The 13,424-nt window shown below is 65.3% G+C and carries 14 protein-coding genes; 7 read left to right on the top strand and 7 right to left on the bottom strand.

Features of this window, described 5'->3' with window-relative positions:
* The 5 genes from PJW05_RS01645 to pilG all read right to left on the bottom strand — a co-directional run bounded on the left by PJW05_RS01645 (position 1) and on the right by pilG (position 4,525).
* Entirely contained in the window at positions 1 to 861 is an 861-nt protein-coding gene (locus PJW05_RS01645) for a protein-glutamate O-methyltransferase (protein ID WP_271412160.1), read from the bottom strand.
* A 62-nt stretch (positions 862 to 923) separates the two neighbouring features.
* Complete coding sequence (locus PJW05_RS01640; RefSeq protein WP_271410209.1) at positions 924 to 2,972, bottom strand: methyl-accepting chemotaxis protein; 2,049 nt, start codon at positions 2,970 to 2,972, stop codon at positions 924 to 926.
* Positions 2,973 to 3,113: 141 nt separating this feature from the next.
* Positions 3,114 to 3,650, bottom strand: a complete 537-nt coding sequence (locus PJW05_RS01635) for a chemotaxis protein CheW (RefSeq protein ID WP_271410208.1) — start codon at positions 3,648 to 3,650, stop codon at positions 3,114 to 3,116.
* A 55-nt stretch (positions 3,651 to 3,705) separates the two neighbouring features.
* The gene (gene pilH, locus PJW05_RS01630; protein WP_271410207.1) at positions 3,706 to 4,071 is read right to left on the bottom strand and encodes a twitching motility response regulator PilH; all 366 of its coding nucleotides are present in this window, start codon (positions 4,069 to 4,071) and stop codon (positions 3,706 to 3,708) included.
* A gap of 46 nt (positions 4,072 to 4,117) precedes the next feature.
* The gene (gene pilG, locus PJW05_RS01625; RefSeq protein ID WP_003455569.1) at positions 4,118 to 4,525 is read right to left on the bottom strand and encodes a twitching motility response regulator PilG; all 408 of its coding nucleotides are present in this window, start codon (positions 4,523 to 4,525) and stop codon (positions 4,118 to 4,120) included.
* 266 nt (positions 4,526 to 4,791) lie between these two features.
* On the opposite strand from pilG, the gene gshB reads away from it, so the two are divergent.
* From gshB to PJW05_RS01590, 7 genes are all read left to right on the top strand, one after another.
* A complete protein-coding gene (gene gshB / locus PJW05_RS01620; RefSeq protein WP_271410206.1) occupies positions 4,792 to 5,763 on the top strand; it encodes a glutathione synthase in 972 nt (323 codons plus the stop codon).
* Positions 5,764 to 5,850: 87 nt separating this feature from the next.
* Positions 5,851 to 6,744, top strand: coding sequence for an energy transducer TonB (locus PJW05_RS01615; RefSeq protein ID WP_271410205.1), 894 nt, complete (start codon positions 5,851 to 5,853; stop codon positions 6,742 to 6,744).
* Positions 6,745 to 6,843: 99 nt separating this feature from the next.
* A complete protein-coding gene (locus PJW05_RS01610) occupies positions 6,844 to 7,410 on the top strand; it encodes a YqgE/AlgH family protein (protein ID WP_271410204.1) in 567 nt (188 codons plus the stop codon).
* Entirely contained in the window at positions 7,410 to 7,850 is a 441-nt protein-coding gene (gene ruvX / locus PJW05_RS01605) for a Holliday junction resolvase RuvX (RefSeq protein WP_271410203.1), read from the top strand. The genes PJW05_RS01610 and ruvX overlap by 1 nt, the downstream gene beginning before the upstream one ends.
* 22 nt (positions 7,851 to 7,872) lie before the next feature.
* Positions 7,873 to 8,385, top strand: a complete 513-nt coding sequence (gene pyrR / locus PJW05_RS01600; protein WP_271410202.1) for a bifunctional pyr operon transcriptional regulator/uracil phosphoribosyltransferase PyrR — start codon at positions 7,873 to 7,875, stop codon at positions 8,383 to 8,385.
* Between the two features lie 37 nt (positions 8,386 to 8,422).
* Entirely contained in the window at positions 8,423 to 9,430 is a 1,008-nt protein-coding gene (locus PJW05_RS01595; RefSeq protein WP_271410201.1) for an aspartate carbamoyltransferase catalytic subunit, read from the top strand.
* Positions 9,430 to 10,701, top strand: a complete 1,272-nt coding sequence (locus tag PJW05_RS01590) for a dihydroorotase (RefSeq protein WP_271410200.1) — start codon at positions 9,430 to 9,432, stop codon at positions 10,699 to 10,701. Before PJW05_RS01595 ends, PJW05_RS01590 begins: the two co-directional genes overlap by 1 nt.
* 41 nt (positions 10,702 to 10,742) lie before the next feature.
* On the opposite strand, the gene PJW05_RS01585 is transcribed toward PJW05_RS01590, so the two are convergent.
* Positions 10,743 to 12,074 carry an IS4 family transposase gene (locus PJW05_RS01585; protein ID WP_271410199.1) on the bottom strand — a complete coding sequence of 444 codons (1,332 nt, stop codon included), beginning with the start codon at positions 12,072 to 12,074 and terminating at the stop codon, positions 10,743 to 10,745.
* A 259-nt stretch (positions 12,075 to 12,333) separates the two neighbouring features.
* Positions 12,334 to 13,368 carry a sensor domain-containing diguanylate cyclase gene (locus tag PJW05_RS01580; protein ID WP_271410198.1) on the bottom strand — a complete coding sequence of 345 codons (1,035 nt, stop codon included), beginning with the start codon at positions 13,366 to 13,368 and terminating at the stop codon, positions 12,334 to 12,336.
* Positions 13,369 to 13,424: the final 56 nt, after the last annotated feature.

Below are 13,424 nucleotides of genomic sequence, written 5' to 3'. Positions count from 1 at the left end.
CTATCCCTTCCGGGTGAATGCCAGAACCTGTTCGTTGGCCACCGGCTCAAGGTCCGGATGTTGCCAACCCACTACTTCGCCCACGCCCAGCACCATCAGGCCTCCCGGCGCCAGGCGCTCGGCCAGGCGGTTGAGGATTTCCCGGCGGCGCCAGCGGCGGAAGTAGATCAACAGGTTCTGGCAGAAAATTACGTCCATGCCGGACATTGGCGCCTTGGCCAGTTCCAGCACATTGAGCCGGGCGCAACACATCCGCGCGGCCAGGCTCGGCACTACCTTGTAGCGACCGTCTTCCTGCACCTGGAAATAGCGCTCGGCGAGCGCCGCATCCAGTTGTTCCAGACGCCGGGCGCCGTACAGGCCCTCGCGGGCCTTGGCCAGGGCGCTGAGGCTGATGTCGGTGCCGGTCACGCCGTAGTAGTTCGGCTGTTCGGTACCACTAAGCGCCTCGGCCGCCAGCATGGCCAGGGAATAGGGCTCTTCACCGCTGGAGCAACCCACGCTCCAGATCTCCAGGGGCCGCGCCAGGCCTCCCTCGACGCGGCCGCGCAAGTAGTCGGCAAGCAGCTCGAAGGATGCCGGGTGACGGAAAAAGCGGGTTTCCTGCACGGTCAGGCGGTCCAGCAGGGTCGACCACTCCACCGCGCCACGCGGACCGTCGGTGACCTGCCGATAGTAGCTGGCGTAATCCTGCACCCCGAGCTCACGCATCCGCGCGCTGAGGTTGGCCTGGAGGAAGGAACGGCGCTGGTCGTTGACCACCACGCCGGTACGTTCCTCGAGCAGCTTCTGCCAGTCGTGGAACTCCGCTGTCGTCATGTCGGCCAGGGGTTTCAAGGCCCAGACGCCGCCTGGCTGCATGCTGTCGTGCCCTTGATTCATGGCCGTCATGCCGCGACCTCAGGCCGCGGCGCCTCCCCTGCTCAGGCTATGTCCTGGGCTTCCGGCAACTTGAAGCCGGAAACCGACTTGCGCATCTCGCTGGCCATCTTCGCCAGGTTGCCGATGCTCTTCGCGGTAGCGGTGGTACCGGCGGAGGTCTGCGAGGTGATCTCCTGGATCACGTTCATGGTGTTGGAGATGTGGCCGGCAGAGGACGCCTGCTGACGAGCGGCGTTGGAGATGTTCTGGATCAGCGCCGCAAGGGTCTTGGATACCTTCTCGATCTCTTCCAGGGCCACACCGGCGTCCTGCGCCAGGTGGGCGCCGCGGACCACTTCGGAGGTGGTCTGCTCCATGGAGATCACCGCCTCGTTGGTGTCGGTCTGAATGGTCTTCACCAGGGCCTCGATCTGTTTGGTCGCGGCGGAGGAACGTTCCGCGAGGCGCTGTACTTCGTCCGCCACCACGGCGAAGCCGCGGCCCGCGTCGCCGGCCATGGACGCCTGGATAGCGGCGTTCAGGGCGAGGATGTTGGTCTGGTCGGCGATGTCGTTGATCAGGCTCACGATGTCACCGATCTCCTGGGACGACTCACCGAGGCGCTTGATCCGCTTCGAGGTGTCCTGGATCTGTTCACGGATGTTGTCCATGCCGGTGATGGTGTTGTGCACCACTTCGTTGCCCTTGTTGGCGATGGCTACGGAACGCTCCGCTACCGCCGAGGATTCCGAGGCGTTCGCCGATACCTGGTCAATGGACACGGCCATTTCGTTGATCGCGGCGGACGCGCCGGCGATTTCCTGTGCCTGGTGCTCGGATGCCTCGGCCAGGTGCATGGCGGTGGCCTGGGTTTCCTGGGCGGCGGCGGCCACCTGCACGGCGGTCAGGTTGATGGTTTCCACCAGTTCGCGGAGCTGGTCGATGGAGTAGTTGATGGAGTCGGCGATCGCACCGGTGAAATCCTCGGTCACGGTCGCGGCCACGGTCAGGTCACCGTCGGCGAGGTCGGCGATCTCGTCGAGCAGACGCAAGATCGCGGCCTGGTTACGTTCGTTCTTCGCCGCGGTCTCGGCCAGTCGGTTGCGCGTGCTCTGTACCATCACCAGGCCGATGAGGATGATCGCGCCCAGGGCGATGGCGCCCAGTACGTAGCCGGCGAGGGTATTCAGGCCACGGCCGCCGGCCAGGTTCTCGAAACCGGTAGTCAGGCCGGAGGCCTTGTCCAGCAGGGTCTGGGAGCCAGTGAAGATGGTGTTGGCGGACTCGCGGACCTGGAAGAGTTCGGGCGAGGTTTCGAGAATCTCGTCCACCGAGCCGGAAACGAATTCGAAGAGCTCGGAAATCTCCTGCAGGCGCTCCAGGGCTTCGGTGTTGGTGACCTTGGTGATCTCCATCGCCGCGTTGCCTTCGAGCATGGCGTTCAGGACGCGGCCGAACAGGCTGGCGTCGCGACCGAACATGTCGGCGGCCTGCACCGAGTCCTCGTCGCCGGCCAGCACCTTGTTCACCGAGCCGAGGATACGTTCGGCCAGCAGCGACTGGCGCTGGGCCACGGACACCTGGCTGGCGGGGGCGCCGCTTTCCAGCAGGATGTCCACCACTTCCTCGTACTCGACCTGCAGCTGCGGAATGGTCTCGGCCAGGGTGGCGGCTACCTGGTGCAGGGAAAGTACGGTCTGCTCGCTGGTAAGGATGGCGTCGGCGTTCTTGCGCAGGCTTTCCCAGTCCTTCTGCACGGCGTCCATCTCGGCCTTCACGGCATCGGGCGCGGCGGGCAGGCTGGTGGAAGCGTCGCCTTTCAGCAGGAAATTCCAGCGCTGGTCGAAGTCGTTGCGCGCGTCCTTCAGCAAGGCGAAGGCCTCGGCCTTGCCCGCCGCGGCTTCACTGGAGTTCTTCGCGATACGCTGGGACAGCACGCGCAGCTCGCCGGCGTGACTGATGTATTCCTTGTCATGGTTCGCCTGGGTATTGAGGTACGCGAAGTTCGCGAACAGCAGCACCATGGCGATGATCAGGACCACGAAGAGTCCGGCGATCAGCGATGTGCTGCGCACCCCGGAAAACAGATTGCCTGCGTTCAGTCTTTTCATTATCGGGCCCCCGCCTGGACCAACCACTGTATTCCCATGTAACGCCAAAGGGCCGGCAAGGCCGGCCCAACCTTGAAGCAACGGCCCCCGGAGCTTCGCCGCCGGAGACCCGTACGGAGCGCCGCGCGCCCCGCGTCGAACCTAGACAGCGACCTCGAGGAACGCCTGGTGCTGCGCGAGCGCATGCGGGCTGAATACCAGCCAGGGCTGCTCGCGATGGAAGACGCCATGGATGAAAGGCTGGATGCTGGCCTCCAGCGGAGGCAGCTCCTCGCTGAAGGCGTCCACCAGAAAATGCTGCATGCCGAAGACTTCGTCGACCACCAGGCCAGCGAATATCTCCTGGTGGTCCACCACCAGGACCCGGCGCTGCTTGCGCAAGGGCGACAGGTCGCTGCCGAAGAAACCGCACAGGTCCATGATCGGCAGCAGCCGGCCACGGACGTTGGAAACGCCCTTGACCCAGGTCTTCACGCCGGGGAGCGAGGTGAAGCGCGGCTCATGCAGCACTTCGGAAACCTCCCCCATGGGGGCCACGAACAGGCGCTCGCCCATGCGGAATCCGATGCCGCTCCAGCTCTGCACCACCTGTTGCTGGGCAGGCAGGCCCGCCGCCAGCGCACGGCAGCGCTGGTCGATCGCGAAGAGGAGCTGGAAGGGAGTCTGTGAGTCCGACATGGCGACCGGCCTTGGCCTGCTTGTAATAGTTATGGTTCGGGGCCTGGCGCGGCAGTCAGCCGGCCAGTACGGCGTTCAGCGTCTTGATCAGGGTGTCTTCTTCGATCGGCTTGGTCAGGTAGTCCTTGGCGCCTTGGCGCTTGCCCCAGACCTTGTCGGTTTCCTGGTCCTTGGTGGTGACGATGATCACCGGAATATGGCTGGTTTCGGCGTCCTTGGTCAGTTGACGGGTCGCCTGGAAGCCGTTGAGACCGGGCATCACGATGTCCATCAGGACGGCGTCCGGCTTCTCCTGGCGGGCCAGGGCCACGCCATCGGCGCCGTTCTCGGCCTTGAGTACCTGATGGCCATGCTTTTCGAGCATGGCGGTCAACTTGTACATCTCAGTCGGCGAGTCATCAACAATCAGAATACGAGCCATGGTGTTCCCCATACGGAAAGGCTTCACCGGCCATCAAGGCCGGACTTCAGGAGGCTTGCTCCACCGGGGTGAAATCAGGGACGTGAGTCTTGATCGCGCCGAGCAGCTCTTCCTTGCTGAAGGGCTTGGTGAGGTACTGATCGGAACCGACGATGCGACCCTTGGCCTTGTCGAACAGGCCGTCCTTGGAGGACAGCATGATCACCGGGGTGGACTTGAAAGCACTGTTGTTCTTGATCAGGGCACAGGTCTGATACCCGTCCAGGCGCGGCATCATGATGTCGACGAAGATGATGTTCGGGTGGGAATCGGCGATCTTGGCCAAGGCATCGAAACCATCGACTGCAGTGATGACCTCGCACCCCACCTTCTTGAGCAAAGTCTCGGCGGTGCGACGAATCGTCTTCGAATCGTCGATCACCATGACCTTCAAACCCTCGGAATGCTGTTCCATGTTCGCCCTACCATCGCCTCGGTGAGTCGTTATTCTGCTTTATATATGTGCCTGAGGCCCTGCAACCGATGGGCTGCGACCCAATCGTCGGGCCTTTTTAGCACAGTCTCCAGACGCAAGCTACACGCCCCCGCATCTGTGATTCCTCCCCTTCCAGGGAAGGTTTTTCCCTTGACCGCAATCAATGCCGGCGCCACCCTGAGCGCCTTATCCAACCGGCCCGCCGTGTCTGGCGCGCCCCTTGAAACCTGTTGCGGAGACCCCCCATGAGCGTTCGCCTCGGGATCGTCATGGACCCCATTGCGCAAATCTCCTTCAAGAAGGACAGCTCCCTGGCCATGCTGCTGGCGGCCCAGGAGCGCGGCTGGTCGCTGTTCTACATGGAACAGCAGGACCTATACCAGAAAAACGGTGAAGCTCGCGCGCGCATGCGCCCTCTGAAGGTATTTCTCGATCCCGACCACTGGTTCGAACTGGACGGCGAAACCGACACGCCGCTTTCCGACCTTGACGTGATCCTGATGCGCAAGGACCCCCCGTTCGACAACGAATTCGTCTACTCCACCTACCTGCTGGAGCAGGCCGAACGGGCCGGCGTGCTGGTGGTCAACCGCCCGCAGAGTCTCCGCGACTGCAACGAGAAGTTCTTCGCCACCCTGTTCCCCCAGTGCGCGCCGCCGACCCTGGTCAGCCGACGAGCGGACATTCTGCGCGAGTTTGCCGAAGAACAGCGTGACATCATTCTCAAACCCCTTGATGGCATGGGGGGCTCTTCGATCTTCCGCCACCGCGCCGGCGACCCGAACCTCTCGGTGATCCTCGAAACCCTGACCCAGCACGGCAGCCAGCAGATCATGGCGCAGCGCTACCTGCCGGCGATCAAGGACGGCGACAAGCGCATCCTGATGATCGACGGCGAGCCGGTGCCTTACTGCCTGGCACGCATCCCCGCCGCCGGCGAGACCCGTGGCAACCTGGCTGCCGGCGGCCGTGGCGAGGCCCGTCCGCTGACCGAGCGCGACCGCGAGATCGCCGCCACCGTGGGCCCGACCCTGAGGGAGAAAGGCCTGCTGTTCGTCGGGCTGGACGTGATCGGCGAGCACCTCACCGAGATCAACGTGACCAGCCCGACCTGCATCCGGGAGATCGACAAGGCCTACGACACGCGCATTGGCGAGCGCCTGATGGATGCCATCGACGCCAAGCTGAAAGCGACCGGCCGCCAGCAACAACCTTGAAGCAGGTAACAGCTTGGCGCTTGTCGCTTGCAGCTCACAGCCTCGCTTCGGCAGACTGCGCCGCTATCTGAAGCAAGCTGACTGGCGATGAACGCAGCCGTGAACACCACTTCCCAACTGTCCGCCGGCGTACGCCCGGCGGATCGGCTGGGCTTTACCCTGTTTCTCGCCGCCGCCCTGCACGTCGCGCTGATCCTCGGCGTCGGCTTCACCGTCGGCGACCCGCAGCAGATCAGCAAGACACTGGAAATCACCCTCGCCACCTTCAAGAGCGAGGAGCAACCGAAGAAGGCCGATTTCCTCGCCCAGGCCAACCAGCAGGGCAGCGGCACCCTGGAGCACAAGGCCACGCCCAAGACCACCGAGCAGGCCCCCTTCCAGGACAAGGAAATCCGCAAGACCACGCCCCCTGCCACCCCGCCCCAGGCGCCGAAGAAGGAAGCGCCCAAGGCCGCCGTGGCGACCAAGGCCCCGCAACCGCAGAAGACCACGGTCAAGCGTGAGCAGACCAGGCCCCAGCCCGAAGCGGCGCCGGCGCCCACCTTCGACAGCTCGCAGCTCTCCGCCGAAATCGCCAGCCTCGAGGCGGAACTGGACAAGGAGCGCCAGCTCTACGCCAAGCGCCCGCGTATCCACCGCCTCAATGCCGCCTCGACCATGCGCGACAAGGGCGCCTGGTACAAGGAGGAGTGGCGCAAGAAGATCGAGCGCATCGGCAACCTCAACTACCCGGACGAGGCCCGCCGTCAGCGCATCTACGGCAACCTGCGGCTGCTGGTCTCGATCAATCGCGACGGCACCCTCTACGAAGTGCAGGTGCTGGAGTCCTCCGGCCAGCCGGTGCTGGACCAGGGCGCCATGCGCATCGTCCGTCTCGCCGCGCCCTTCGCGCCCTTCACCGGCGACCTGGCGGACATCGACCGCCTGGAGATCATCCGCACCTGGCGTTTCGAACGTGGCGACCGCCTGTCGAGCAACTGACGGCAGCCGACCGATATAGGCTCTAGGCTTCAACCAGGACTCCGGCGTCGGCCGCCGTACCGCTTGAAGCCTTCCGCCTTAAGCCTGAAACTAGCCCACATGAAAAGCGCACCGAGCTACCTCAAGCACCATTTCCTGATCGCCATGCCGCACATGGCCGATCCCAACTTCGCCCAGACCGTCACCTACCTGGTGGAACACAACGAGCAGGGCGCCATGGGCCTGGTGATCAACCGCCCCAACGGCCTGAGCCTGAGCGACGTGCTTGAACAACTACGACCGGAAGCCAGCCCACCCGCGCGCTGCCAGGGCCTGCCCATCTATTCCGGCGGCCCGGTACAGACCGACCGGGGCTTCGTCCTGCACCCCACCGGCCACAGCTTCCAGGCCACCCTGGAACTGGGCGAGCTGGCGCTTTCCACCTCTCAGGACGTGCTCTTCGCCATCGCCGACGGCGGCGGCCCGCAGAAGAGCCTGGTAGCCCTCGGCTATGCCGGCTGGGATGCCGGGCAGCTGGAAGCCGAACTCAGCGATAACGCCTGGCTGACCTGCCCGGCGGACCTGTCCATCCTCTTCGACACCCCGTCCGAGCAACGCCTCGCGGCCGCCGCCGCGCGCCTGGGTGTCAACCTCAGCCTGCTCACCGCCCAGGCCGGGCACGCCTGATGACCGACGCAAAACCCCTGCGCCTGCTGCTTGGCTTCGACTACGGCACCCGCCAGATCGGCGTCGCCGTCGGCCAGGCGGTGACCGGCCAGGCCCGCGAACTGAAGGTGCTGAAAGCCCAGAACGGCGTGCCCGACTGGCAGCAGGTGGAAGCGCTGATCCGCGAATGGCAGCCCGACGCGATAGTCGTCGGCCTGCCGCTGAACATGGATGGCACGCCCAGCGAGATGAGCGCGCGCGCGGAAAAATTCGCCCGTCGCCTGAATGGCCGCTTCAACCTGCCGGTATTCACCCACGACGAACGCCTGACCACCTTCGAGGCCAAGGGCCAACGCCTGGCCCAGGGCCAACGCGACGGCTACCGCGAGCGCCCGGTGGACGCCCTGGCCGCCGCCCTGCTGCTGGAAGGCTGGCTGGCCGAGAACAGCGCAACTTCCTGAATCCAGAACGCGAGGACCGCCGATGACCCTGCCCAACCCCGCCGAACTGCTGCCGCGGATGGCCAGCGACCTGCAAGCCCATCTCAAGGCCCGCAACATCGTTGAGCCCCGCTACATCGGCATCCGCACCGGGGGTATCTGGGTCGCCCAGGCCCTGCTGGAGCAACTGGGCGAGACCAGCCCCATGGGCACCCTGGACGTGTCCTTCTATCGCGACGACTTCACCCAGAGCGGGCTGCACCCGCAGGTGCGCCCGTCCGAACTGCCCTTCGAGATCGAGGGCCAGCACCTGGTGCTGATTGACGACGTGCTGATGAGCGGACGCACCGTTCGCGCGGCCCTCAACGAGCTCTTCGACTACGGCCGCCCGGCCAGCGTAACCCTGGTCTGCCTGCTCGACCTCAACGCCCGCGAGCTGCCGGTACGCCCCGACGTGGTCGGCGCGACCCTGTCCCTGGGCGCCACGGAACGGGTAAAATTGCTCGGCCCCACGCCGCTCACCCTCGAGCGCCAGGACCTCGCTTCACCCGCCTGACCCTTCCGAATTCCCGTAACCTTTCAGGGCCTGCCCCATGCCGACAGACGCCAAGCGCCCGCTGCAGCTCAACGACCAGGGCCAGCTGCGCCACTTCCTCTCGCTCGACGGTCTGCCCCGCGAGCTGCTGACGGAAATCCTCGACACCGCTGACTCCTTTCTCGAAGTCGGCGCCCGCGCAGTGAAGAAAGTCCCGCTTCTGCGAGGCAAGACGGTGTGCAATGTGTTCTTCGAGAACTCCACCCGTACCCGCACCACCTTCGAGCTGGCGGCTCAGCGCCTGTCCGCGGACGTCATCACCCTCAATGTTTCCACCTCCTCCACCAGCAAGGGCGAGACCCTGTTCGACACCCTGCGCAACCTGGAGGCGATGGCCGCCGATATGTTCGTGGTGCGCCACGCCGACTCCGGCGCGGCCCACTTCATCGCCGAGCACGTAAGCCCGGAGGTGGCCATCATCAACGGTGGCGACGGCCGCCACGCGCACCCGACCCAAGGCATGCTCGACATGCTCACCATCCGCCGTCACAAGGGCGGCTTCGAAAACCTTTCGGTGGCCATAGTCGGCGACATCCTGCACTCCCGCGTGGCCCGCTCGAACATGCTCGCCCTGCGCACCCTGGGCTGCCCGGACATCCGCGTGATCGGCCCGAAAACCCTGATCCCGGTGGGTGTCGAGCAGTACGGGGTGAAGGTCTACACCGACCTTGCCGAGGGCCTCAAGGATGTCGACGTGGTGATCATGCTGCGCCTGCAACGCGAGCGCATGCAGGGCGGCCTGCTGCCCAGCGAGGGCGAGTTCTACAAACTCTACGGCCTGAGCACCCAGCGCCTGGCGCTGGCCAAGCCGGACGCCATCGTCATGCACCCGGGACCGATCAACCGGGGCGTGGAGATCGAATCCGCGGTGGCCGACGGCGCCCAATCGGTGATCCTCAACCAGGTCACCTACGGCATCGCCGTGCGCATGGCCGTGCTCTCCATGGCCATGAGCGGCCAGGCCGCGCAACGCCAATTGAACCAGGAAGCCGAGGAGCTGAACTGATGCGTATCCATATCCTCGGCGCCCGCCTGATCGACCCGGCCAGCGGCCACGACCAGGTCACCGACCTCTTCCTCGAAGGCGGCAAGGTCGCCGCCCTCGGCCAGGCGCCGGCCGGCTTTGCCGCGGACAAGACCCTGGACGCCAACGGCCTGGTGGCCGCGCCCGGCCTGGTGGACCTGTCCGTCGCCCTGCGCGAGCCCGGCTACAGCCGCAAGGGCAATATCGCCAGCGAAACCCTGGCGGCCGTCAGCGGCGGCGTCACCAGCCTCTGCTGCCCCCCCCTGACCCGCCCGGTGCTGGATACCCCGGCCGTGGCGGAACTCATCCTCGACCGCGCCCAGGAGGCCGGCCACGCCAAGGTCTTTCCCATCGGCGCCCTGACCCGGGGCCTGGCCGGTGAGCAACTGTCCGAACTGGTAGCCCTGCGTGACGTGGGCTGCGTGGCCTTCGGCAACGGCCTGGCCAGCTTCGCCAGCAACCGCGTGCAGCGCCGCGCCCTCGAATACGCCGCCACCTTCGACCTGACTGTGGTCTTCCACTCCCAGGACGCCTCACTCGCCGAAGGCGGCCTTGCCCACGAAGGCCCCACGGCCAGCTTCCTCGGCCTGGCCGGCATCCCGGAAACCGCCGAGACCGTGGCCCTGACCCGCGACCTGCTGCTGGTGGAGCAGAGCGGCGTGCGCGCCCACTTCAGCCAGATCACCAGCGCCCGTGGCGCCGAGCTGATCGCCCAGGCCCAGGCCCGTGGCCTGCCGGTCACCGCCGACGTGGCCATGTACCAGTTGATCCTCACCGACGAGGCGCTGATCGATTTCTCCAGCCTCTACCACGTGCAACCGCCGCTGCGCACCCGCGCCGATCGGGATGGCCTTCGCGAGGCGGTGAAGAGCGGCGTGATCTCCACCATCGCCAGCCATCACCAACCTCACGAGGCGGATGCCAAGCTCGCGCCCTTCGGCGCCACCGAGCCCGGCATCAGCAGCGTGGAACTGCTGCTGCCGCTGGCCATGACCCTGGTGCAGGACGGTCTGCTCGACCTGCCCACCCTGCTGGCCCGGCTCACCGCCGGTCCGGCCCGCGCCCTGCGCCTGCCTGCCGGCCGTCTGGCGGTGGGCGCGCCGGCCGACCTGGTACTGTTCGACCCGCAGGCCTGCACCCTGGCTGGCGAGACTTGGAATTCCAGGGGCGATAACTGCCCCTTCATCGGCCACTGCCTGCCGGGCAAGGTGCGCTACACCCTGGTGGACGGGCGGATCATCTTCGAAGGTTGATCCCACCCCCATGAAAAAGCCCCGCATCGGCGTAATGCTGTTCACTTAAGCGGAGCAGCCTTGCGGTCCACCGGGTAGCGGGTCTTGGAAATCTTTACCGTCCTGGGTCTTGATGGCTTGGGGCGGTGATCCAGAAACAGTCCGCCAATACCGGCTCGCAACTCCGACAGGCGACGGCCCGTGGCCGAAATCGGGTTGGCCGCCGCCATCACGATCAATTGCACGGCGATATAGTGAGCCACCGGCTTGAAGCGGATGTCGGCGGGTGAGCGGCCGAAGGCGACTGCCGCCTGACCGGCCTCACGGCGGATGATGTTGTAGGCCAGCAACAATCCCCAGACCTCCTGGTAGACCAACGCCTTGACCTTGCTGCGCAGGGTCACCGCATTCTGCTGCAGGGAACTCTTGATGTTCCGGAAACCCAGTTCGATCTCCCAGCGCTCCCGGTACAGTGTGGCGACCGCCTTGGCGCTGTAGCGCTCGGCCGGCAGCGAGGTCAGAACGGTTTTTACCTTGCCCTGGACTTCGTAGCTGACCTCGCGCACCTCCCAGTGCGTGGGTAGGTTCGGGTTACGGTTTCGCGCCTGGGGCGACACCTTCATGCGCAACAGGCGATCCCCTTTGCCATAACGCGTCACTTCCTCGCTGACCAGGCCCTGGCGGGCCGGGATCAACCAATGTCGGTGGTCACCGCCCTTGTTCAACCCCAACAGCAAATCGGCGCTCCAGAACCCCTTGTCGAACAAGGTCACCGAATGGTCGGGAATCTGCTGCACAAAGGCATCGGCCAAGCGCATTTCACTGCGCCGGTATGGGCTCAGCTGGGCATCCAGAATCAAGTGCGAGCGCACATTCATCAGGGCCACGAGCCGCAGCATGGGGAACGGCGTCTGACGGTCAGTGGCGGTATTGCCAGAGCCGAAATGCTCCCGCAGTTCGGGTGTATCCGGGGTGCGCAGCAGTGCACCATCCACCGCCAACACCTGCAGGCCCTGCCAGCTATCGCCGTCATAGCGCTCACACCCCCATTGCTGACCCGTCTGGCGAAACAGCCATTCAACCGGATCGGCCCCCAGCCGTTTGCGTGCCTCGGTGACCCCACTTCTGGCCAGCAGGTGGCCGGAGGCCAGACCCTGGGCGCAGATGTTCAGGCGCCGCGCCACCTCATGGACCGGCTCGTCGCGGAACAAGGCCATGCCGAGCACCAGCCAGAGCACCTGATCACTGGGCAGGCGCCGGCGGCGGATGGTGGCCTGGGCAGAAAGGTCCAGCGCCGACGCCACCCACTCGATCGGGATGTTTTGGGTGAAAGTGCTCAAGTCGGAGAAGTTGAACAACTCGCCCAGGTCGAGCAACTGCTGTTGAAAGGACATAAAAAATCCGATGCCAGAGGTCTGGCATCGGATTCTCGGGGAGCCTCGGCTGCAGCTCAAATGCTTATGTGAACAGCATTACGCCAGCCGGCGGGCTTTTTCATTCACTGTCCGGGATTCCGTCGGCTGGCGCCGAGCGCAGCGAGGCCCAACAGCCCCGGCATCGCGGCTTCGCAAGCTCAGCCCCCGCCTACGAGGGCGCTCGGTCCGGCTTGACCGGGCACCTGCGCTGCACACCGTTCACATCACCTACACAGCCTCAGCAAGCCTCAATGCAATCACGCCGTTGCTTGGCACGGTACAGCCCATCATCCAGGCGCTTGAGCAAGGACTCGATGCCCTCCCCCGGCTGCATGGCCGCTACCGAGAAACTGGCCGTGAGCCGCGACGGCAGACCGGGATCGGACTCACCGACCAGCACGCGCAGGCGCTCGGCCAATTGCAGCGCCGCCTCCAGCCCGGTATCCGGCAACAGGGCGATGAACTCCTCGCCGCCCCAGCGGGCGAAACAGTCCTCCTCCCGCAGCGCCGCGCGGATCGCGCGGCTGACCGCCATCAGGGCACGGTCACCGATGGGGTGGCCGTGGCTGTCGTTGATGCGCTTGAAATGGTCCAAGTCGAACATCAGCAGCGCGGTGGCATGGCCGTGGCGCTGGAAGCGCTGCCACTCCGTGTGCAGGCAGCGCTCGAAGTGACGACGGTTGGACACCTGGGTCAAAGGATCGGTCTCGCTCAGGCGCATGGCGGTGGCTACCTGCCGGGCCAGCGCCTCGTTGGCCTGGCGTAGGGCTTCGGTGCGCGCAGCCACCAGGGTTTCCAATTGGCGATTGAGCGCCAGGAGCTCCTGGTTCTTGTTCTGCAGCTCCAGGGTGGCCATCTTGCGCTGGTGGATATTGCGATGGGCGCCGATCATCCGCGTCGGCTGACCGCTTTCGTCGAACTCGACGAAGCGTCCGTGATCGCTGATCCACAGGTAGCTGCCGTCCCGGCATCGACAGCGGTAGTCCTCGGCGTAGATCAGGCTTTCACCCTCCACGTAAGCCTGGAAGCCGCGCATGACCCGCTCGAAATCACCCGGATGGATCACCGAGCGCCAGGTGTCCACATCCTCCGGCAGGCTGTCCGTCGGGTAGCCGAGCATGGAGTACCAGCCCGGGCTGCGCTTGACGTGGTTGGTGCGGATGTTCCAGTCCCAGATGCCGTCGCTGACGATGTCCAGGGCGAAGCGCAGGGTGCGCTCGATCTCTTCGCGGGTGGTGCCATAGCACTGGTCGAGGTGTTCGAGCTTGTCCATAAGCATCCTGCGCTCAGGCGAACCGATTGGGACCTCTTCATCCGGTCCTGGACCCG

The sequence above is a fragment of the Pseudomonas sp. Q1-7 genome (assembly GCF_028010285.1).
GTDB lineage: Bacteria > Pseudomonadota > Gammaproteobacteria > Pseudomonadales > Pseudomonadaceae > Metapseudomonas.
Note: the sequence above shows the minus strand (reverse complement) of the source record. Positions and strands in the feature narration are given on the sequence as shown.